This is a genomic window from Pseudescherichia sp., assembly GCF_032052675.1.
Lineage (GTDB): Bacteria > Pseudomonadota > Gammaproteobacteria > Enterobacterales > Enterobacteriaceae > Pseudescherichia.
On record NZ_DAMBWA010000003.1, the window covers coordinates 322,340 to 342,220 of the forward strand.

General features: G+C 58.3%; 21 protein-coding genes. 18 read left to right on the plus strand and 3 right to left on the minus strand.

From position 1 onward, the window contains the following. The first annotated feature begins 12 nt into the window (after nucleotides 1-12). The 11 genes from livH to ugpQ all read left to right on the plus strand — a co-directional run bounded on the left by livH (nucleotide 13) and on the right by ugpQ (nucleotide 9,530). Nucleotides 13-939, plus strand: coding sequence for a high-affinity branched-chain amino acid ABC transporter permease LivH (gene livH / locus RTX96_RS06320; RefSeq protein ID WP_042393203.1), 927 nt, complete (start codon nucleotides 13-15; stop codon nucleotides 937-939). Then, nucleotides 936-2,213 (plus strand): high-affinity branched-chain amino acid ABC transporter permease LivM, encoded by a 1,278-nt coding sequence (locus RTX96_RS06325; RefSeq protein ID WP_312670580.1) that lies wholly within the window; start codon nucleotides 936-938, stop codon nucleotides 2,211-2,213. The genes livH and RTX96_RS06325 overlap by 4 nt, the downstream gene beginning before the upstream one ends. Beyond that, nucleotides 2,210-2,977 carry a high-affinity branched-chain amino acid ABC transporter ATP-binding protein LivG gene (gene livG / locus RTX96_RS06330; RefSeq protein WP_103820364.1) on the plus strand — a complete coding sequence of 256 codons (768 nt, stop codon included), beginning with the start codon at nucleotides 2,210-2,212 and terminating at the stop codon, nucleotides 2,975-2,977. The genes RTX96_RS06325 and livG overlap by 4 nt, the downstream gene beginning before the upstream one ends. A 17-nt stretch (nucleotides 2,978-2,994) precedes the next feature. Next, nucleotides 2,995-3,708 (plus strand): high-affinity branched-chain amino acid ABC transporter ATP-binding protein LivF, encoded by a 714-nt coding sequence (gene livF, locus RTX96_RS06335; protein ID WP_103820610.1) that lies wholly within the window; start codon nucleotides 2,995-2,997, stop codon nucleotides 3,706-3,708. 103 nt (nucleotides 3,709-3,811) lie between these two features. Next, complete coding sequence (locus RTX96_RS06340) at nucleotides 3,812-4,033, plus strand: type II toxin-antitoxin system Phd/YefM family antitoxin (protein WP_257758716.1); 222 nt, start codon at nucleotides 3,812-3,814, stop codon at nucleotides 4,031-4,033. Continuing rightward, complete coding sequence (locus RTX96_RS06345; protein WP_103820362.1) at nucleotides 4,030-4,398, plus strand: type II toxin-antitoxin system death-on-curing family toxin; 369 nt, start codon at nucleotides 4,030-4,032, stop codon at nucleotides 4,396-4,398. Before RTX96_RS06340 ends, RTX96_RS06345 begins: the two co-directional genes overlap by 4 nt. Nucleotides 4,399-4,564: 166 nt before the next feature. Beyond that, entirely contained in the window at nucleotides 4,565-5,881 is a 1,317-nt protein-coding gene (gene ugpB, locus RTX96_RS06350; protein ID WP_312670581.1) for a sn-glycerol-3-phosphate ABC transporter substrate-binding protein UgpB, read from the plus strand. 107 nt (nucleotides 5,882-5,988) lie between these two features. Beyond that, nucleotides 5,989-6,876 carry a sn-glycerol-3-phosphate ABC transporter permease UgpA gene (gene ugpA, locus RTX96_RS06355; RefSeq protein ID WP_268106080.1) on the plus strand — a complete coding sequence of 296 codons (888 nt, stop codon included), beginning with the start codon at nucleotides 5,989-5,991 and terminating at the stop codon, nucleotides 6,874-6,876. Continuing rightward, on the plus strand, nucleotides 6,873-7,718 hold the full coding sequence (ugpE, locus tag RTX96_RS06360; protein WP_103820359.1) for a sn-glycerol-3-phosphate ABC transporter permease UgpE: 846 nt from the start codon (nucleotides 6,873-6,875) through the stop codon (nucleotides 7,716-7,718). Before ugpA ends, ugpE begins: the two co-directional genes overlap by 4 nt. A gap of 1 nt (nucleotide 7,719) precedes the next feature. Beyond that, nucleotides 7,720-8,793, plus strand: a complete 1,074-nt coding sequence (locus RTX96_RS06365) for a sn-glycerol-3-phosphate import ATP-binding protein UgpC (protein ID WP_312670582.1) — start codon at nucleotides 7,720-7,722, stop codon at nucleotides 8,791-8,793. Further along, entirely contained in the window at nucleotides 8,790-9,530 is a 741-nt protein-coding gene (ugpQ, locus tag RTX96_RS06370) for a glycerophosphodiester phosphodiesterase (protein WP_312670583.1), read from the plus strand. The genes RTX96_RS06365 and ugpQ overlap by 4 nt, the downstream gene beginning before the upstream one ends. Here ugpQ and RTX96_RS06375 read toward each other — a convergent pair. Beyond that, the gene (locus RTX96_RS06375) at nucleotides 9,527-9,892 is read right to left on the minus strand and encodes a DUF2756 family protein (RefSeq protein WP_103820356.1); all 366 of its coding nucleotides are present in this window, start codon (nucleotides 9,890-9,892) and stop codon (nucleotides 9,527-9,529) included. The genes ugpQ and RTX96_RS06375 overlap by 4 nt on opposite strands. A gap of 122 nt (nucleotides 9,893-10,014) precedes the next feature. Between RTX96_RS06375 and ggt the strand changes: the two genes are divergently transcribed. Further along, entirely contained in the window at nucleotides 10,015-11,763 is a 1,749-nt protein-coding gene (gene ggt, locus RTX96_RS06380; RefSeq protein ID WP_312670584.1) for a gamma-glutamyltransferase, read from the plus strand. Nucleotides 11,764-11,851: 88 nt separating this feature from the next. On the opposite strand, the gene yhhY is transcribed toward ggt, so the two are convergent. Then, nucleotides 11,852-12,340, minus strand: coding sequence for an N-acetyltransferase (yhhY, locus tag RTX96_RS06385; protein WP_103820354.1), 489 nt, complete (start codon nucleotides 12,338-12,340; stop codon nucleotides 11,852-11,854). A gap of 446 nt (nucleotides 12,341-12,786) precedes the next feature. Between yhhY and RTX96_RS06390 the strand changes: the two genes are divergently transcribed. The 5 genes from RTX96_RS06390 (at nucleotide 12,787) to gntU (ending at nucleotide 17,756) form a co-directional block, all read left to right on the plus strand. Beyond that, nucleotides 12,787-13,824, plus strand: coding sequence for an oxidoreductase (locus tag RTX96_RS06390; protein ID WP_312670585.1), 1,038 nt, complete (start codon nucleotides 12,787-12,789; stop codon nucleotides 13,822-13,824). A gap of 122 nt (nucleotides 13,825-13,946) precedes the next feature. Further along, nucleotides 13,947-14,642, plus strand: coding sequence for a pirin family protein (locus RTX96_RS06395; protein ID WP_312670586.1), 696 nt, complete (start codon nucleotides 13,947-13,949; stop codon nucleotides 14,640-14,642). Between the two features lie 101 nt (nucleotides 14,643-14,743). Beyond that, nucleotides 14,744-15,739: a gluconate operon transcriptional repressor GntR gene (gntR, locus tag RTX96_RS06400; RefSeq protein ID WP_312670587.1), complete on the plus strand. Its 996-nt coding sequence runs from the start codon at nucleotides 14,744-14,746 to the stop codon at nucleotides 15,737-15,739. A gap of 137 nt (nucleotides 15,740-15,876) precedes the next feature. Further along, a complete protein-coding gene (gene gntK / locus RTX96_RS06405; protein WP_103820349.1) occupies nucleotides 15,877-16,398 on the plus strand; it encodes a gluconokinase in 522 nt (173 codons plus the stop codon). A 17-nt stretch (nucleotides 16,399-16,415) separates the two neighbouring features. Beyond that, nucleotides 16,416-17,756, plus strand: a complete 1,341-nt coding sequence (gntU, locus tag RTX96_RS06410; protein ID WP_103820348.1) for a gluconate transporter — start codon at nucleotides 16,416-16,418, stop codon at nucleotides 17,754-17,756. A gap of 63 nt (nucleotides 17,757-17,819) precedes the next feature. On the opposite strand, the gene RTX96_RS06415 is transcribed toward gntU, so the two are convergent. After that, a complete protein-coding gene (locus RTX96_RS06415; RefSeq protein WP_103820347.1) occupies nucleotides 17,820-18,413 on the minus strand; it encodes a YhgN family NAAT transporter in 594 nt (197 codons plus the stop codon). Between the two features lie 176 nt (nucleotides 18,414-18,589). Here RTX96_RS06415 and asd point away from each other — a divergent pair, with 176 nt between their 5' ends. Continuing rightward, nucleotides 18,590-19,696, plus strand: a complete 1,107-nt coding sequence (gene asd, locus RTX96_RS06420; protein WP_103820346.1) for an aspartate-semialdehyde dehydrogenase — start codon at nucleotides 18,590-18,592, stop codon at nucleotides 19,694-19,696. Nucleotides 19,697-19,881: the final 185 nt, after the last annotated feature.

The window sequence follows — 19,881 nt, forward strand, 5'->3', positions numbered from 1 at the left end:
AAAGGTTACGTTATGTCCGAGCAGTTTCTCTACTTCCTGCAGCAGATGTTTAACGGCGTGACGCTGGGAAGCACCTATGCACTCATCGCCATCGGCTATACGATGGTCTACGGCATTATCGGCATGATCAACTTCGCCCACGGTGAGGTCTACATGATCGGTAGCTATGTCTCCTTTATGATCATCGCCGCCCTGATGATGATGGGCATCGACAGCAGCTGGCTGCTGGTCGCGGCCGGATTCGTTGGCGCGATTGTGATCGCCAGCGCCTACGGCTGGAGTATCGAACGGGTAGCCTATCGCCCGGTGCGTAACTCCAAACGCCTGATCGCGCTGATCTCCGCCATCGGGATGTCTATCTTCCTGCAAAACTACGTCAGCCTGACCGAAGGGTCGCGTGACGTGGCGCTGCCAAGCCTGTTCAATGGCCAGTGGACTATCGGCAGCAGCGAGAACTTTGCCGCCTCGATCACCACCATGCAGCTGGTGATCTGGATCGTCACCTTCGTTGCCATGCTGGCGCTGACTCTGTTCATCCGCTACTCCCGCATGGGCCGCGCCTGCCGCGCCTGCGCGGAAGATCTGAAGATGGCCAGCCTGCTGGGGATTAACACCGACCGCGTTATCGCGCTCACCTTTGTGATTGGTGCGGCAATGGCCGCCGTGGCGGGCGTTCTGCTCGGCCAGTTCTACGGCGTGATTAACCCCTACATCGGCTTTATGGCCGGGATGAAGGCCTTTACCGCCGCGGTGCTGGGTGGGATCGGCAGTATTCCTGGCGCGATGATTGGCGGCCTGATCCTCGGCGTGGCCGAATCGCTCTCCTCCGCGTACCTGAGTACCGAATATAAAGATGTGGTGTCGTTTGCTCTGCTGATCCTGGTGCTGTTGGTGATGCCAACCGGTATCCTGGGCCGCCCGGAGGTTGAAAAAGTATGAAACCGATGCATTTTGCAATGGCGCTGCTCTCCGCCGCGCTCTTCTTTGTGCTGGCCGGCGTCTTTATGGGCGTCCAGCTCAGCCTTGACGGCACCAGGCTGGTCGTCGGCAGCGCGGCAGATATCCGCTGGCAGTGGGTCTTTATCGGCACCGCCGTGGTCTTTCTGTTCCAGCTTCTGCGGCCACTGATGCAAAAAGGGTTGAAGAACGTCTCCGGGCCGAAGTTCATCCTGCCCGCCATTGACGGTTCGACGGTGAAGCAGAAGCTGTTCCTCGTTGCCCTGCTGGTCGCCGCCGTGGCGTGGCCGTTTGTGGTCTCACGCGGCACGGTGGATATCGCCACCCTGACCATGATCTACATTATCCTCGGCCTTGGGTTGAACGTGGTGGTGGGCTTGTCAGGCCTGCTGGTGCTGGGCTACGGCGGCTTCTACGCCATCGGGGCCTATACCTTTGCGCTGCTGAACCACTACTACGGCCTCGGCTTCTGGACCTGCCTGCCGCTGGCGGGGCTGGTCTCGGCCGCGGCGGGCTTCCTGCTGGGCTTCCCGGTGCTGCGCCTGCGCGGAGACTACCTGGCGATCGTAACCCTCGGCTTCGGTGAGATCGTGCGTATTCTGCTGCTCAATAACACCGAAGTGACCGGCGGCCCGAACGGCATCAGCCAGATCCCGAAACCCACGCTGTTTGGCCTTGAGTTTAGCCGTACCGCCCGCGAAGGCGGCTGGGATACCTTCAGCAACTTCTTCGGCGTGAAGTACGATCCCAGCGACCGGGTGGTATTCCTCTATCTGGTGGCGCTGCTGCTGGTAGTGTTAACCCTGTTCGTGATCAACCGCCTGCTGCGCATGCCGCTGGGTCGGGCGTGGGAAGCGCTGCGTGAGGATGAGATCGCCTGCCGCTCGCTGGGCCTCAATCCGACCCGCATTAAGCTGACCGCCTTTACCATCAGCGCCGGGTTTGCTGGCTTTGCCGGGACGCTGTTTGCCGCTCGTCAGGGCTTCGTCAGCCCGGAATCTTTTACCTTTGCCGAGTCCGCCTTTGTGCTGGCGATTGTGGTGCTGGGCGGGATGGGCTCGCAGTTCGCGGTTATCCTCGCGGCGATCCTGCTGGTGGTCTCCCGTGAGCTGATGCGTGATTTCAATGAGTACAGCATGTTAATGCTGGGTGGTCTGATGGTACTGATGATGATTTGGTGTCCTGAAGGCTTGCTGCCGATGACCCGCCCGCAGTTAAAACTGAAAAGCGGGCAAGTGAAAGGAGAGCAGGCATGAGTGAGCCATTACTGTCCGTTAACGGTCTGATGATGCGCTTCGGCGGGCTGCTGGCGGTAAACAACGTTGCACTGGATCTGCATCCGCAGGAGATTGTCTCTCTGATTGGGCCGAACGGCGCGGGGAAAACCACGGTGTTCAACTGCCTGACCGGCTTCTATAAGCCTACCGGCGGCACCATCATGCTACGCGACCAGCACCTGGAAGGGCTGCCGGGGCAGCAGATCGCCCGCATGGGCGTAGTGCGTACTTTCCAGCACGTGCGTCTGTTCCGTGAGATGACGGTGATTGAGAACCTGCTGGTCGCCCAGCATCAGCAGCTTAAGACCGGCCTCTTCTCCGGCCTGCTGAAAACCCCGGCCTTCCGTCGCGCCCAGAGCGAGGCCCTGGATCGCGCGGCAACCTGGCTGGACCGTATCGGCCTGTTGGCCCACGCTAACCGCCAGGCCAGCAACCTGGCCTACGGCGACCAGCGTCGTCTGGAGATCGCCCGCTGCATGGTGACCCAGCCGGAGATCCTGATGCTGGACGAACCGGCGGCCGGGCTGAACCCGAAAGAGACCAAAGAGCTGGATGAGCTGATCGTTGAGCTGCGTAACCATCACAACACCACCATCCTGCTGATTGAGCACGATATGAAGCTGGTGATGGGTATCTCCGACCGTATCTACGTGGTAAACCAGGGCACGCCGCTGGCAAACGGCACGCCGGAGCAGATTCGTAATAACCCGGACGTGATCCGCGCCTATTTAGGTGAAGCATAATGGTGGTGACGCGTAAGATGGAAAACGTGATGTTATCTTTTGACCAGGTCAGCGCCCACTACGGCAAAATCCAGGCGCTGCATGACGTCAGCCTGCATATCAACCAGGGGGAAATTGTCACCCTGATCGGGGCCAACGGCGCGGGTAAAACCACGCTGCTCGGTACCCTGTGCGGCGATCCGCGCGCCAGCAGCGGGCGTATTGTCTTTGATGGTAAAGACATTACCGACTGGCAGACAGCAAAAATCATGCGCGAAGCGGTGGCGATTGTGCCGGAAGGGCGACGCGTCTTCTCCCGCATGACGGTAGAAGAGAACCTGGCGATGGGCGGCTTCTTTGCCGATCGCGACCAGTTTCATACCCGCATGAAGTGGGTCTACGAACTGTTCCCGCGTCTGCACGAGCGCCGCATTCAGCGTGCCGGGACCATGTCCGGCGGCGAGCAGCAGATGCTGGCGATTGGCCGGGCGCTGATGAGCCAGCCGCGTCTGCTGCTGCTCGACGAGCCCTCCCTTGGTCTTGCGCCAATTATTATCCAGCAGATCTTCGATACCATCGAGCAGCTGCGCAAAGAGGGGATGACCATCTTCCTCGTGGAGCAGAACGCCAACCAGGCGCTGAAGCTCGCCGATCGCGGCTACGTGCTGGAGAACGGTCGCGTGGTGCTGTCCGATACCGGCGACGCGCTGCTGGCCAACGAAGCGGTGCGGAGTGCCTATTTAGGCGGCTGAGCCGTCTGTATTGCCCGGTGGCGCTACGCTTACCGGGCCTACAAAATCCCACGCTTCTGTACGGGTTTGTTGTACAATTGACTTGTACTTAAGCGGAGGTTTTATGCGTACAATGAGCTACAGTGAAGTCCGGCAAAATCTTGCTGCGGCGCTGGATTCGGCGGCGGCTGGCACACCGGTAACCATTACACGTCGCGGGCACAAGCCAGCGGTGATCATCAGTACTGAAGAGTTTGAGCGTTACCAGGCGGCAAAGCTGGATGCAGAATTTGACGCCATCATGAGCGTACATGGTAACGAAATCAGGGAATTGGCCGACAAATGACGCTTCAGTTCATCTCAGCGGAAGAGATAATACGCTTTCACGATAAGCTCCTGAGCGTAACGCCAGGCGTAGCGGGCATGCCGGATCCAGGACGAGCTGAAGCCTTGCTCTATCGCGTCTTAAACAAATATGAATACGAAGGGGTATCCGATATCTGGATCCTTGCCGCCATGCACCTGCTTGCCATCGCCCGCGGACATATCTTTAACGATGGTAATAAACGCACGGCTCTGTTCATAACGCTGCTGTTCCTCAAACGTAACGGCATCTCTCTGGCAGCTAATGCCGATTACGTCGAGCTAACGGTTGCCGCCGCCGCAGGTCAGCTGTCGCTTGAGGAGATTGCCCTTCGTCTGCGCGGGTAAGACCTACCCGCCATTGGATCGTCACCGTTTCATCATCCCTCTGCCGCCTTCCTGTCATCTTTCTGTAAACAAAAGGTTATTTTTCTGTCATTTGGTCGTGTCATGTTACTTCGCGAGCACGAAAAGCGTGATATCGCGCATCCGGCACAACAAGAGAGATAACCGAATGACATCGTTACGACATACAGCTTTAGGATTAGCGTTAGGTCTGGCGTTTGCAGGTCAGGCTATGGCAGTGACCACCATTCCGTTCTGGCATTCAATGGAAGGGGAGCTGGGTAAAGAAGTGGACTCCCTGGCACAGCGTTTTAATGACACCCATCCGGATTACAAAATTGTGCCGGTCTACAAAGGCAACTACGAGCAGAGCCTGAGCGCCGGGATCGCCGCCTTCCGTACCGGTAACGCCCCTGCGATTTTGCAGGTCTATGAGGTCGGGACCGCAACCATGATGGCATCGAAGGCCATCAAGCCGGTGTATGAAGTGTTCAGCGATGCGGGTATCAAGTTTGATGAGTCGCAGTTTGTGCCGACCGTCTCTGGCTACTACACCGATGCGAAATCCGGCCATCTGCTCTCCCAGCCGTTTAACAGCTCCACTCCGGTGCTCTACTACAACAAAGACGCCTTCAAGAAAGCGGGCCTCGATCCAGAGCAGCCGCCGAAAACCTGGCAGGATCTCGCCGCCTACACCGCGAAGCTGAAAGCCGCCGGCATGAAGTGCGGCTACGCCAGCGGCTGGCAGGGCTGGATCCAGATCGAAAACTTCAGCGCCTGGCACGGTCTGCCGGTCGCTACCAAAAACAACGGCTTTGACGGCACCGACGCCGTGCTGGAGTTTAACAAGCCGGAGCAGGTTAAGCACATCGCGATGCTGGCCGATCTGAACAAGAAGGGCGACTTCAGCTACTTCGGGCGCAAGGACGAGTCCACCGAGAAGTTCTATAACGGCGACTGCGCTATCACCACCGCCTCCTCCGGTTCGCTGGCGGATATTCGTCAGTACGCCAAGTTTAGCTACGGCGTAGGCATGATGCCGTACGACGCCGACGTGAAGGGTGCGCCGCAGAACGCCATCATCGGCGGGGCCAGCCTGTGGGTGATGCAGGGCAAAGATAAGCCAACCTATACCGGCGTCGCCCAGTTCCTTGAGTTCCTGGCGAAGCCTGAGAATGCCGCCGAGTGGCACCAGAAGACCGGCTACCTGCCGATCACTACCGCCGCTTACGATCTGACCCGCGAGCAGGGCTTCTACGATAAGAATCCAGGCGCGGATATCGCCACCCGTCAGATGCTGAACAAGCCGCCGTTGTCGTTCACCAAAGGGCTGCGTCTGGGCAACATGCCGCAGATCCGCACCATTGTGGATGAAGAGCTGGAGTCGGTCTGGACCGGCAAGAAAACCCCGCAGCAGGCGCTGGATAGCGCGGTAGAGCGTGGTAATCAGCTGCTCCGCCGCTTCGAGCAGTCCACCAAATCGTAATGTGTTAAATTGCCGGATGGCGCTACGCTTATCCGGCCTACAGGGTGCACGTCGTAGGCCGGGTAAGGCGAAGCCGCCACCCGGCGCCGTTCAGGAAACAAATCTCAATGTCATCATCCCGTCCGGTATTCCGCTCACGCTGGCTTCCCTATGCGCTGGTCGCGCCGCAGCTGATTATTACCGTTATCTTTTTTATCTGGCCCGCGGGTGAAGCGCTGTGGTACTCGGTGCAGAGCGTCGATCCGTTCGGTCTCTCCAGCCAGTTCGTCGGGCTGGACAACTTTATGGCGCTGCTGCATGACAGCTACTATCTGGACTCCTTCTGGACGACGATAAAGTTCAGCGCGCTGGTGACCTTCTCTGGCCTGCTGGCGTCGCTCTTTTTTGCCGCGCTGGTGGATTACGTGGTGCGCGGCAGCCGCTTCTATCAGACCCTGATGCTGCTGCCCTACGCCGTGGCCCCCGCTATCGCCGCCGTGCTGTGGATCTTTCTCTTTAACCCGGGGCGCGGGCTGATTACCCACGCCCTGGAGCAGATGGGCTATAGCTGGAATCACGCGCAGAACAGCGGCCAGGCGATGTTTTTGGTGGTCTTCGCCTCGGTGTGGAAGCAGATCAGCTACAACTTCCTCTTCTTCTTCGCCGCGCTGCAGTCGATTCCCCGCTCGCTGGTGGAGGCCGCCGCCATTGACGGCGCCGGACCGGTGCGCCGCTTCTTCCAGCTCTCGCTGCCGCTGATCGCTCCCGTTAGCTTCTTCCTGCTGGTGGTTAACCTGGTCTACGCCTTCTTCGATACCTTCCCGGTGATCGACGCCGCTACCGCCGGTGGACCGGTGCAGGCAACTACCACGCTGATCTACAAAATCTACCGGGAAGGCTTTGCCGGGCTGGATCTCTCCGCCTCTGCCGCCCAGTCGGTGGTGCTGATGCTGCTGGTCATTATCCTGACGGTGGTCCAGTTCCGTTACGTCGAGAGTAAGGTGCGCTATCAATGATTGAAAACCGACGCGGGCTGACCATTTTCAGCCATGTGATGCTGATCCTTGGCATCGCCGCCATTCTCTTCCCGCTCTACGTCGCCTTTGTGGCGGCCACGCTGGACAACCGGGCGGTGTTTGAGACGCCGATGACCCTTCTCCCTGGCACTCATCTGCTGGAAAACATGAAGACCATCTGGCTTCAGGGCGTCGGAGCCAACAGCGCGCCGTTCTGGCTGATGCTGCTCAACAGCTTCATCATGGCCTTCAGCATCACGGTGGGGAAGATTACCGTGTCGATGCTCTCCGCCTTTGCCATCGTCTGGTTCCGTTTCCCGCTGCGCAATCTCTTCTTTTGGATGATCTTTATCACCCTGATGCTGCCGGTGGAGGTGCGTATCTTCCCGACGGTAGAGGTGATCGCCAACCTGAAGATGCTCGACAGCTACACCGGCCTGACGCTACCCCTGATGGCCTCGGCGACCGCGACTTTCCTGTTCCGTCAGTTCTTTATGACCCTGCCGGACGAGCTGATCGAAGCCGCGCGCATTGACGGCGCATCGCCGATGCGCTTTTTCCGCGACATCGTGCTGCCGCTGTCGAAAACCAACCTTGCGGCGCTGTTTGTCATCACCTTTATCTACGGCTGGAACCAGTATCTGTGGCCGCTGCTGATCGTCAGCGACGTCAACCTGGGCACCGCCGTGGCGGGAATTAAAGGGATGATTGCTACCGGGGAGGGGACTACCCAGTGGAACCAGGTGATGGCGGCGATGCTGCTGACCCTTATTCCCCCCGTCGTTATCGTATTAGCCATGCAGCGTGCCTTCGTGCGTGGTTTAGTGGACAGTGAGAAATAAGATGTCAGGACTCAAACTACAGGCAGTAAGCAAAAGCTGGGACGGCGGCAAGACCCAGGTGATCCAACCCCTGACGCTGGACGTGTCGGACGGGGAATTTATTGTGATGGTCGGCCCCTCCGGCTGCGGCAAGTCGACCCTGCTGCGGATGGTGGCCGGGCTTGAGCGGGTCACCAGCGGCGACGTCTGGATCGATCGCCAGCGGGTAACCGAGATGGAGCCAAAGGAGCGCGGTATCGCTATGGTGTTCCAGAACTATGCCCTCTACCCACATATGAGCGTGGAGGAGAATATGGCGTGGGGTTTAAAAATTCGCGGCATGGGCAAAACGCATATCGCCGAGCGGGTAAAAGAGGCAGCGCGCATTCTGGAGCTGGAGAACTTGCTCAAACGCCGCCCGCGCGAGCTCTCTGGCGGCCAGCGCCAGCGGGTGGCGATGGGCCGGGCGATTGTCCGCGATCCCGCCGTCTTTCTGTTTGATGAGCCGCTCTCCAACCTCGATGCCAAGCTGCGCGTCCAGATGCGTCTCGAACTCCAGCAGCTGCATCGCCGCCTGAAGACCACCTCGCTCTACGTCACCCACGATCAGGTGGAGGCCATGACCCTGGCGCAGCGGGTGATGGTGATGAACAAGGGCGTGGCGGAGCAGATTGGCACGCCGGTGGAAGTGTATGAGAAACCGGCCAGCCGTTTTGTGGCAAGCTTTATCGGCAGCCCGGCGATGAACCTGCTGGACGGGCGCATCAGCATCTCTGGCGACCACTTTGAGCTGGAGAGCGGTATGGCGCTGCCCATCAACTGGTACTACCGTGGCTACGCCGGGCGTAAGATGACGCTGGGTATCCGCCCGGAGCATATTACGCTAAGCTCACAATCCGCAGGGGGCATCCCGCTGGTGATGGATACCCTGGAGATGCTGGGTGCGGATAACCTGGCCCACGGCCGCTGGGGCGAGCAGAAGCTGGTGGTGCGGCTGCCGCATCACGATCGCCCGGCGCCGGGCAGCACGCTGTGGCTGAACATGCCCGAGAGCCACCTGCACCTTTTTGACGGTGAAACAGGACAACGCATATGAGTCACTGGCCTTATCCCGCAGTCGTCGCCCATCGCGGCGGCGGCAAGCTGGCCCCGGAGAATACCCTCGCGGGCATCGATACCGGCGCACGCCTCGGTCATACCATGATCGAGTTTGACGTCAAGCTCTCCCGTGACGGAGAGATCTTTCTGCTGCACGACGATAACCTTGAGCGCACCAGCAACGGCTGGGGCGTAGCGGGCGATCTGCCGTGGAGCGATCTGCTGAAGGTGGATGCGGGGAGCTGGTTTAGCGGTGAGTTTAAGGGCGAGCCGCTGCCGCTGCTGTCGCAGGTGGCGGAGCGCTGCCGCCAGCATGGCATGATGGCTAATATTGAGATCAAGCCGACCACCGGCACCGGGCCGCTGACGGGAAAAACGGTGGCGCTGGCGGCGCGAGCGCTTTGGCAGGGCATGACCCCACCGCTGCTCTCCTCATTTGACATTGATGCCCTGGAGGCGGCGCAGCAGGTCGCACCGGCGCTGCCGCGTGGCCTGCTGCTGGACGCGTGGCGTAACGACTGGCGCGAGCTGACGGCGCGTCTGGGCTGCGTCTCGCTGCACCTTAACCACAAGCTGCTGGATGAACAGCGGACGGCAGAGATCAAAGCCGCCGGGCTGCGTATTCTGGTCTACACCGTTAACCAGCCCCAGCGGGCGGCAGAGCTGCTACGCTGGGGCGTCGACTGCATCTGTACCGATCGCATCGACACTATTGGTCCGGATTTTCAGCCCTAGGGACTCATTGTCTTCAGGGGAATAGTGGGCTGTGGCGTGCTGGACGGGTGCAGCATGCTGCCGCTATTGTTAGGCAGCATCTGTTCACGGCTGTTATCCAGCATACCCGGCTGCGGATCCAGCATGCGCTGGGAGTTGTTATTGATCTGCGACTCCAGGTGCTGCTGCTGCATGCGCGTCTGGGTCTGAAGCTGCTGGTTCAGCATGCCTTTCCGCTGGCTTTGCTGATTCAGCATTTGGGTCTGCATCCGCTGCTGGCTGGGGATTTGATACCCCGGCTGGTTCGGGTTATTGATGGTATTAATCGGCTGCGCGAAAGCGCTAAGCGGCAGCAGTAAAGCCAGAGATAAGAGGCGTTTCATCGTTATTTCCTCCTGTAGGTGGATCATTTAAGTTTACTTGCTCAGCGCTAAGACTGTGCGTTTTTTAGCGTTGTGAACCAGGATTAAGCAGCAATATCAGCCATTTTTCCTGGAGAATAGTGATGAGTAAGCCTAACTTTGCGCGCTGGGCCGCTATCGCGGCGCTGGTCGCCGGAAGCTGTTTTGGCGTGGCTGCCGCGCCGCAGCCGGAAGCGCCCCCCGTCTCCTACGGCGTTGAAGCCGATACCTTCCATCCGGTGCGTGAGCAGCAGGGGATGGTGGCGTCGGTGGATGCCGCCGCGACACGCGTGGGTGTTGATATTCTAAAGCAGGGCGGTAACGCGGTGGATGCCGCCGTAGCGGTGGGCTACGCGCTGGCGGTGACCCATCCGCAGGCCGGAAACCTCGGCGGCGGCGGATTTATGCTGCTGCGAACCAAAGACGGTACCACCACCGCCATCGATTTTCGCGAGATGGCACCCGCCCAGGCCAGCCGGGATATGTTCCTCGACGAGCAGGGTAATCCGGACAGTAAAAAATCTCTCACCTCTCATCTGGCAACCGGTACTCCCGGCACGGTGGCGGGTTTCTCATTAGCGCTGGAGAAGTACGGTACGCTGCCGCTGAATAAGGTAGTGCAGCCCGCCATCAAGCTGGCTCGACAAGGCTTTACGGTTAACGACGCCCTGGCGGAGGATCTGAAAACCTACGGCAGCGAAGTTTTGCCCAATCACGACAACAGCAAGGCGATCTTCTGGAAAAATGGCGAGCCGCTGAAGAAGGGCGACAAGCTGGTGCAGGCTAATCTGGCGAAGAGCCTGGAGATGATTGCCGAGCTGGGGCCGGACGCTTTCTATAAGGGGGCAATTGCCGATCAGATCGCCCAGGAGATGAGCAAGAACGGCGGCCTGATTACCAAAGAGGATCTGGCAGCCTACCGGGCGGTAGAGCGTACGCCGATCAGCGGCGACTACCGTGGCTATCAGGTCTTCTCTATGCCGCCGCCCTCCTCAGGGGGGATCCACATCGTGCAGATCCTCAATATTCTTGAAAACTTCGACCTGGCGAAATATGGCTTTGGCAGCGCGGACGCCATGCAGGTGATGGCCGAGGCAGAGAAGTACGCCTACGCCGATCGCTCGGAGTACCTGGGCGATCCGGACTTTGTCAAAGTGCCGTGGCAGGCGTTGACCAGTAAAGAGTATGCCAAATCCATTGCCCAGCAGATCGACGTCAACAAGGCGAAGCCGTCGAGCCAGATCCGCCCCGGTAAGCTGGAACCTTACGAGAGCAATCAGACCACCCATTTCTCCGTGGTGGATAAAGAGGGCAATACGGTAGCGGTGACCTACACGCTGAACACCACCTTTGGCTCAGGGATCGTGGCGGGCAACACTGGCATTCTGCTTAACAATGAGATGGATGACTTCTCAGCCAAGCCGGGCGTGCCGAACGTCTACGGGCTGGTGGGTGGCGATGCCAACGCCGTGGGTCCAAACAAGCGTCCGCTTTCGTCGATGTCGCCAACCATCGTCGCGAAAGAGGGTAAGACCTGGCTGGTGACCGGCAGCCCGGGCGGCAGCCGCATTATCACAACCGTGCTGCAAATGGTCGTTAACAGCATCGATTTTAAAATGAACGTCGCCGAAGCGACTAACGCTCCGCGCTTCCATCATCAGTGGCTGCCGGACGAGCTGCGCGTGGAGAAGGGCTTTAGCCCGGATACGCTGAAAATGCTCGAGCAGAAGGGACAGAAAGTGGCGCTGAAGGAGGCGATGGGCAGTACCCAGAGCATTATGGTGGGCGAGGACGGGGCGCTGTATGGCGCGTCGGATCCGCGTTCGGTGGATGACTTAACGGCAGGGTATTGATCTGTAGGCCGGGTGGCGGCTTCGCCTGACCCGGCCTACAACGGCACGAAACGTAGGCCCGGTAAGCGCCGCGCCACCGGGCAATGGTTTATTTCATTCGTGCCATAAAGTAGGAGTCCACCAGCTCGCCGTTGCGCAGGGCGTACTTCCTGGCGGTGCCTTCGATCTCAAAGCCATGCTTACGGTAGAGCGCAATAGCGGCTTCGTTGTCGGCATAAACCGATAGCTCAATCCGCTCGATGCGCAGCCAGTTCTCGCAAACATCAATCATCGCTTTCATCAGGGCGCTGGCGACGCCCCGCTGACGAAAGGCGGGTGAGACGGCAAGGCCAAACTCTGCCGCGTGGCTGCGGCGCGGGTTCTGCTCAACGTGGATGCCAATATGCCCGGCCACTTCCCCATCAATGGTGGCCACCAGCATGCGGCGCCCGGGCTGGGGCTTAACCCGCTCCTGCCAAAGCTCTTGTGAAGGGTAGGGTAGCTGTAGTAGATGGTGATACATCTCCGGCTGCGCTGACATCAGGCGTAATGGCTCGGCATCGCGGGCTTCGACGTGGCGTATCACTATCTCACTCATTTTCCTCTATCCTCAGTTAGTTAAGACTCCTCTCCACCATCCGGGAATTCAAAATTTTCGTCAACTGCCATTTTTTGCAAAAAGTATTAGACAAGTGCGAATGATAATGATTATTATTGCTATGCGTTCAGGGGATGCTACGGTGAACCTGAAAGCACGACATTGCTCACATTGCTTCCAGTATTATCTTAGCCAGCCTATGCTGGCTTTTTTTTTATCTTTGGCCTGGTTCACTTGGCATTTTATACCCGGGAAGTGCTCGGGTCCTCACGTACATTAAGTACGCTCCGGTCCCTGCGCGCTTGCCGTGAATAAACTGCCTGCGCCACCGACGGCCAAAGGGAACACCGCTTTGTAGGCCCGATAAGCGCAGCGCCATCGGGCGTGTTGCCGCACGCAACTTTGCGCTATGGTTATGGACAGTGATTTAACAAAAGGACTGATCCATGACTCTGCACTGCGCATTTATTGGCTTTGGTAAAAGCACCACCCGCTACCATCTTCCCTACGTTCTCAACCGCAAAGCGAGCTGGCACGTGGCGCATATCTTCCGCCGCCATCCCAAGCCGGAAGAGCAGTATCCTCAGTATCAGCACATCCATTTCACCAGCGATCTCGATGAGGTGCTCAACGATCCGCAGGTGAAGCTGGTGATCGTCTGTACCCACGCCGACAGCCACTTTGAGTACGCTAAACGTGCCCTGGAAGCGGGTAAAAACGTACTGGTAGAGAAACCCTTTACTCCTTCGATGGCTGAGGCCATTACTCTGTTCGAGCTGGCGAAAAGCAAAGGTCTCACCGTTACCCCATACCAGAATCGCCGCTTTGACAGCTGTTTCCTGACGGCGAAAAAAGCCATTGAGAGCGGCAAGCTGGGTGAGATTGTCGAAATTGAGAGCCACATCGACTACTTCCGCCCGGTAGCGGAGACCAAACCGGGCCTGCCGCAGGACGGCATGTTCTTTGGCCTCGGCGTACATACCCTGGATCAGATCATCTCTCTGTTTGGCCGCCCGGACCATGTCTCCTATGACATCCGCAGCCTGCGCAACAAGGCCAACCCGGACGACACCTTTGAAGCGCAGCTCTTCTACGGCGACCTGAAGGCGATTGTGAAGACCAGCCACTATGTCAAAATCGACTATCCGAAATTTATTATCCACGGTACCCGCGGCTCGTTTATCAAGTACGGGATTGACCAGCAGGAGACCAGCCTGAAGGCCAATATCATGCCGGGTGAGCCAGGGTTTGCTGCCGACGACACGCTGGCGACGCTGGCGTACCTTAACGACGCCGGAGAGACGGTGCGCGAAGAGTGGCAGCCGGAGCCAGGCGACTATGGCCGCGTCTACGATGCCCTCTATGCCACCCTGACAGAAGGGGCAGAAAACTACGTCAAGGAATCTGAGGTGTTAACCAATCTTGAGATCCTCGAACGCGGGTTTGAGCAGGCCGCACCTGCCACGGTAACCCTCGCAAAATAAGGATTTTTGCTGGTTAATAAGTTGTTCATAATTTTTGAACAGAGGAGTCAATTTTCACCCTCTATCATCCTGGGTCGATCGGGTACACACTTACTCCATCGAAAACAGACGGGGGTGAAAAAATGATTTTCTTACGCAAAGCAAATGAACGTGGTCATGCAAATCATGGTTGGCTGGACTCATGGCATACCTTCTCTTTTGCCAACTACTACGATGCGAACTTTATGGGTTTCTCTGCGCTGCGCGTCATTAACGACGACGTGATCGACGCAGGCCAGGGCTTCGGTACCCATCCCCATAAAGATATGGAGATCCTGACCTACGTGCTGGAAGGGACGGTTGAGCACCAGGACAGCATGGGCAACAAAGAGCAGGTGCCTGCCGGTGAGTTCCAGATCATGAGCGCCGGGACCGGGGTTCGCCACTCGGAGTACAACCCGAGCGAAACCGAACGTCTGCACCTGTATCAAATCTGGATCATTCCAGAAAAAACCGGTATCACGCCGCGCTACGAGCAGCGCCGCTTTGACGCCGCTCAGGGCCGCCAGCTGGTGCTCTCTCCGGATGCCCGCGACGGTTCGCTGAAGGTGAACCAGGATATGGAGCTCTCCCGCTGGGCGCTGCTGAAAGATGAGCAGGGGGATTATCAGATTGCCGCCGGGCGCAAAGTCTGGGTCCAGGTCGTGAAGGGTAGCGTCTCTATCAACGGAACCACCGCCGTCACCGCCGACGGGCTGGCTATCTGGGACGAGCAGGCGCTGTCGATTCACGCTGACAGCGACAGTGAAATCCTGCTGTTCGACCTGCCGCCGGTATGATGTGTTAAATAAAGTGCGCAACCTCTCCTTATCAGCGGCGAGGTTGCGCCTGCGTCGTGGTAAACTAAAAAAATGTTTTCCCGTTTACCCCGCTCAGGACGATGAAAAAGAAAAGACCCGTACTTCAGGACGTTGCAGATCGCGTTGGCGTAACCAAAATGACCGTCAGCCGTTTTTTACGCAACCCGGAGCAAGTCTCCGTAGCGCTGCGTGGCAAAATCGCAGCGGTGCTGGACGAGCTGGGCTACATTCCTAATCGCGCACCTGACATTCTCTCTAACGCCACCAGTCGCGCTATCGGCGTGCTGCTGCCCTCTCTGACCAACCAGGTATTCGCCGAAGTGCTGCGCGGAATTGAAAGCGTCACCGATGCTTATGGCTACCAGACCATGCTGGCCCACTACGGCTACAAGCCGGAGATGGAGGAGGAGCGGCTGGAGTCGATGCTGTCGTGGAACATTGATGGCCTGATCCTCACCGAGCGCAGCCACACTCCGCGCACGCTAAAGATGATCGAGGTGGCGGGGATCCCGGTGGTGGAGCTGATGGACAGCCGCTCGCCGTGCCTCGACATCGCCGTGGGCTTTGATAACTTTGAGGCTGCCCGCCAGATGACCGCGGCCATCGTGGCGCGCGGCCATCACCACGTCGCCTATCTCGGTGCACGTCTCGACGAACGTACTATTATCAAACAGCAGGGGTATGAGCAGGCGATGCGTGATGCAGGCCTGACGCCGTACAGCGTCATGATGGAGCAGTCCTCCTCGTACTCATCCGGTATTGAACTGATGCGCCAGGCGCGCCGCGAGTATCCGCAGCTCAACGGTATTTTTTGTACCAACGATGACCTTGCGGTGGGCGCGGCCTTTGAGTGCCAGCGCTTAGGGCTGAAGATCCCGGATGATATGGCGATTGCCGGTTTTCACGGCCATGATATCGGCCAGGTGATGGAGCCTCAGCTGGCAAGTGTGCTGACGCCGCGTGAACGCATGGGGCGTATTGGTGCCGAGCGCCTGCTGGCGCGCATTCGTGGTGAAGTCGTGACGCCGAAAATGTTAGATTTAGGTTTCACTTTGTCACCAGGTGGATCTATTTAGTCTGACAAATTTGAAGTAGCTCACACTTATTCACTTCTGAGGCCACCGGTTATTGCTTCTCACTAGCCCCGGCAGGAAAATGTTACCGATAACTGTTACCCGTAACAATCTACCTTTTGTCTCTGTGGGAGCGACCTTTGAGCACGACTAATCACGATCACCACGTCTATGTCCTGATGGGCGTATCCGGCAGTGGTAAATCCGCCGTTGCCAGCGAAGTAGCCTATCAGCTTCACGCCGCCTTCCTGGATGGCGACTTCCTGCATCCGCGCAGCAACATCACCAAAATGGCCGCTGGCGAGCCGCTGAACGATGACGACCGCAAGCCTTGGTTGCAGGCGCTGAACGATGCCGCTTTCGCTATGCAGCGCACCAACAAAGTGTCGCTGATCGTCTGCTCCGCACTGAAAAAACGCTACCGCGATCTGCTGCGCGACGGCAACCCAAACCTCTCCTTTATCTACCTGAAGGGTGATTTCGACGTGATCGAAGCCCGTCTGAAGGCGCGTAAAGGCCACTTCTTTAAAACGCAGATGCTGGTGACCCAGTTTGAAGCGCTGGAAGAGCCGGGCGCGGACGAGGCTGACGTATTAATTGTGGATATCGACCAGCCGCTCAACGGCGTGGTGGCCAGCACTATTGATGTGATTAATAAATAAAAGACTAAGGCAGTACAGTGGGTACTTTAACGCTTGTTTTGACAGCGGTCGGCTCGGTTTTGCTGCTGCTGTTTTTAGTGATGAAGGCACGTCTTCACGCCTTCATTGCTTTGATGGTGGTTTCTATTGGCGCTGGGTTGTTTTCTGGGATGCCGCTCGATGCGATTGCCAAAACGATGGAAAAAGGCATGGGCGGCACGCTGGGCTTCCTCGCGATAGTGGTCGCGCTGGGGGCGATGTTCGGCAAGATTCTGCATGAGACCGGCGCGGTGGATCAGATCGCGGTCAAGATGCTGAAATCCTTCGGCCACAGCCGGGCGCACTATGCCATCGGCCTTGCCGGGCTGATCTGCGCGCTGCCACTCTTCTTTGAGGTCGCGATTGTGCTGCTGATCAGCGTCGCGTTCTCGATGGCGCGCCACACCGGCACGAACCTGGTGAAGCTGGTGATTCCGCTCTTCGCCGGGGTTGCGGCGGCGGCGGCCTTCCTGTTGCCGGGACCCGCGCCGATGCTGCTGGCGTCCCAGATGCATGCCGACTTTGGCTGGATGATCCTCATCGGCCTCTGCGCGGCGATCCCTGGCATGCTGGTTGCCGGTCCGCTATGGGGCAACTTTATCAGCCGCTACGTTGAGTTGCATATTCCGGATGACATCAGCGAGCCGCATCTCGGCGAGGGTAAGATGCCGTCGTTTGGCTTCAGCCTAGCGCTGATCCTGCTGCCGCTGGTGCTGGTCGGCCTGAAAACCATCGCCGCCCGCTTCGTTGAGCAGGGCTCCACGCTCTACGAGTGGCTGGAGTTTATCGGCCATCCGTTTACCGCCATCCTGGTGGCGTGCCTGGTGGCCATCTACGGTCTGGCGTACCGTCAGGGGATGGCGAAAGACAAAGTGATGGCGATCTGCGGCACGGCGTTGCAGCCGGCAGGCATTATCCTGCTGGTGATCGGTGCGGGCGGCGTCTTTAAGCAGGTGTTAGTGGATTCCGGCGTGGGTCCGGCACTGGGCGAAGCGTTGACCGGCATGGGCCTGCCCATCGCGATCACCTGCTTCGTGCTGGCTGCGGCGGTGCGTATTATTCAGGGATCGGCAACGGTGGCCTGTCTGACCGCGGTGGGTCTGGTGATGCCGGTCATTGAGCAGCTGCACTTCTCCGGCGCACAGATGGCTGCGCTGTCGATCTGCATCGCGGGCGGCTCTATCGTGGTCAGCCACGTCAACGACGCGGGCTTCTGGCTGTTTGGTAAGTTCACCGGTGCAACCGAAGCACAGACGCTGAAGACGTGGACGATGATGGAGACCATCCTCGGCACCACGGGCGCCATTGTCGGAATGATTGCCTTCTCGCTGCTGAGCTAATGGTTGATAGGCCCGGTGGCGCTGCGCTGACCGGGCCTACAGCTTGAATGCACGCTTAAATGACTACCCCTTCATCCACACCCGAATACCGTCCAGGAACATCTGGGTTGCCAGCATTACCAGCACTAGCCCCATCAGGCGCTCCAGCGCGTTAACCCCTTTCGCGCCGAGCAGGCGTAAAAACAGCGTCGACTGCAGAAGGATCGCCACCGTGCCGCCCCACGCCAGCATCAGGGCGATCACCAGATGGCCCATCTGGTTAGGGTACTGGTGCGACAGCAGCATGAGCGTGGCGAGCAGGGTGGGGCCCGCCACCAGCGGGATCGCCAGCGGTACAATAAACGGCTCTTCACCGGCGGGCATGCCATAGCTACCACCCTCGGGGCTGGGGAAGATCATCTTAATGGCGATTAAAAACAGGATGATGCCACCGGAAATAGAGACGGTCTCGGCGCGCAGGTTAAGGAATGAAAGGATCTTCTCGCCAGCAAAAAGGAAAATGAGCATCAGCAGCAGAGCGATCAGCAGCTCGCGGATCATAATCGCCCGGCGGCGCTTCGGCTCGGTATGCTTCAGCACCGACATAAAGATAGGCAGGTTGCCAAGCGGATCCATAATCAGGATCAACAGCACCGCGATGGAGAGGATATCATTCATTGCTTCGTTTCCCTGAGGCACGCCCTAAACGGCCGCTGATAAGCGCTATTTCTGACGGCGACACTATCATTGATTAATTTCACTTGCGACTTTAGCTGCATTTTGTAATGTGTGAGGTATACCAGTAAAAAGATCTGGATTGCTCAAACAGCACACACCTCTGCAGGAAATACGCTATGAAAAATGTTGGTTTTATCGGCTGGCGCGGAATGGTCGGCTCTGTACTCATGCAACGCATGGTAGAAGAGCGCGATTTCGATGCCATTCGCCCTGTCTTCTTCTCTACCTCCCAGCTTGGCCAGCCGGCACCGACCTTCGGTACAGGCACAGCGGGCACGCTGCAGGACGCATTTGATCTGGAGGCGCTGAAGGCACTCGACATTATTGTCACCTGCCAGGGCGGCGATTATACCAATGAAATCTATCCAAAGCTTCGTGAAAGCGGCTGGCAGGGTTACTGGATCGACGCAGCCTCTTCGCTGCGTATGAAAGATGACGCCATCATCATTCTCGATCCGGTCAACCAGGACGTCATTACCCAGGGCCTGAACAGCGGCGTGAAAACCTTTGTCGGCGGCAACTGTACCGTCAGCCTGATGCTGATGTCGCTGGGCGGCCTGTTTGCCGAGAATCTGGTGGATTGGGTTTCGGTTGCTACTTACCAGGCAGCCTCCGGCGGCGGCGCGCGCCACATGCGTGAACTGCTGGCGCAGATGGGCCAGCTTCACAGCCACGTTGCAGGCGAGCTGGCGGATCCGGCCTCGGCTATCCTCGATATCGAGCGTAAGGTCACCACCCTCTCCCGCAGCGGCGAGCTGCCGGTAGACAACTTCGGTGTACCGCTGGCGGGCAGCCTGATCCCGTGGATTGATAAACAGCTCGATAACGGCCAGAGCCGTGAAGAGTGGAAGGGTCAGGCGGAGACCAACAAGATCCTCAATACCGACCTGGTGATCCCGGTGGATGGCCTCTGCGTGCGCGTGGGCGCGCTGCGCTGCCATAGCCAGGCCTTCACCATCAAGCTGAAGAAAGATGTCTCTATCCCGACCGTTGAGTCTCTGCTGGCGGCCCACAATCAGTGGGCGAAAGTGGTGCCCAACGACCGTGAGATCACCATGCGGGAGCTGACGCCGGCAGCGGTAACCGGCACCCTGACCACCCCGGTTGGCCGTCTGCGCAAGCTCAACATGGGGCCGGAATACCTCTCCGCCTTCACCGTTGGCGACCAGCTGCTGTGGGGTGCCGCCGAGCCGCTGCGGCGGATGCTGCGTCAGCTGGCGTAACGATAACTGTTTAAGAGGGGGTGCAATGTCACCCCCTTTTTTTTGCACATTTTTTGTGAACAAACACAACGATAATTTTGCTAAATACATAATGTAGTCGCAATTCAGCCAAATTTATCAGGAGACCGGGGAACCCTTGTCTATGCTTTAGGTTGGAGCAGCTTCAGGCCAGCTGGATGTGGCTG

What these genes read in the sequence shown, in the direction of transcription:
- livH (WP_042393203.1), top strand. Translation starts at nt 13, where the DNA reads ATGTCCGAGCAGTTTCTCTACTTCCTGCAGCAGATGTTTAACGGCGTG.
- RTX96_RS06325 (WP_312670580.1), top strand. Translation starts at nt 936, where the DNA reads ATGAAACCGATGCATTTTGCAATGGCGCTGCTCTCCGCCGCGCTCTTC.
- livG (WP_103820364.1), top strand. Translation starts at nt 2,210, where the DNA reads ATGAGTGAGCCATTACTGTCCGTTAACGGTCTGATGATGCGCTTCGGC.
- livF (WP_103820610.1), top strand. Translation starts at nt 2,995, where the DNA reads ATGGAAAACGTGATGTTATCTTTTGACCAGGTCAGCGCCCACTACGGC.
- RTX96_RS06340 (WP_257758716.1), top strand. Translation starts at nt 3,812, where the DNA reads ATGCGTACAATGAGCTACAGTGAAGTCCGGCAAAATCTTGCTGCGGCG.
- RTX96_RS06345 (WP_103820362.1), top strand. Translation starts at nt 4,030, where the DNA reads ATGACGCTTCAGTTCATCTCAGCGGAAGAGATAATACGCTTTCACGAT.
- ugpB (WP_312670581.1), top strand. Translation starts at nt 4,565, where the DNA reads ATGACATCGTTACGACATACAGCTTTAGGATTAGCGTTAGGTCTGGCG.
- ugpA (WP_268106080.1), top strand. Translation starts at nt 5,989, where the DNA reads ATGTCATCATCCCGTCCGGTATTCCGCTCACGCTGGCTTCCCTATGCG.
- ugpE (WP_103820359.1), top strand. Translation starts at nt 6,873, where the DNA reads ATGATTGAAAACCGACGCGGGCTGACCATTTTCAGCCATGTGATGCTG.
- RTX96_RS06365 (WP_312670582.1), top strand. Translation starts at nt 7,720, where the DNA reads ATGTCAGGACTCAAACTACAGGCAGTAAGCAAAAGCTGGGACGGCGGC.
- ugpQ (WP_312670583.1), top strand. Translation starts at nt 8,790, where the DNA reads ATGAGTCACTGGCCTTATCCCGCAGTCGTCGCCCATCGCGGCGGCGGC.
- RTX96_RS06375 (WP_103820356.1), bottom strand. Translation starts at nt 9,892, where the DNA reads ATGAAACGCCTCTTATCTCTGGCTTTACTGCTGCCGCTTAGCGCTTTC.
- ggt (WP_312670584.1), top strand. Translation starts at nt 10,015, where the DNA reads ATGAGTAAGCCTAACTTTGCGCGCTGGGCCGCTATCGCGGCGCTGGTC.
- yhhY (WP_103820354.1), bottom strand. Translation starts at nt 12,340, where the DNA reads ATGAGTGAGATAGTGATACGCCACGTCGAAGCCCGCGATGCCGAGCCA.
- RTX96_RS06390 (WP_312670585.1), top strand. Translation starts at nt 12,787, where the DNA reads ATGACTCTGCACTGCGCATTTATTGGCTTTGGTAAAAGCACCACCCGC.
- RTX96_RS06395 (WP_312670586.1), top strand. Translation starts at nt 13,947, where the DNA reads ATGATTTTCTTACGCAAAGCAAATGAACGTGGTCATGCAAATCATGGT.
- gntR (WP_312670587.1), top strand. Translation starts at nt 14,744, where the DNA reads ATGAAAAAGAAAAGACCCGTACTTCAGGACGTTGCAGATCGCGTTGGC.
- RTX96_RS06415 (WP_103820347.1), bottom strand. Translation starts at nt 18,413, where the DNA reads ATGAATGATATCCTCTCCATCGCGGTGCTGTTGATCCTGATTATGGAT.
- asd (WP_103820346.1), top strand. Translation starts at nt 18,590, where the DNA reads ATGAAAAATGTTGGTTTTATCGGCTGGCGCGGAATGGTCGGCTCTGTA.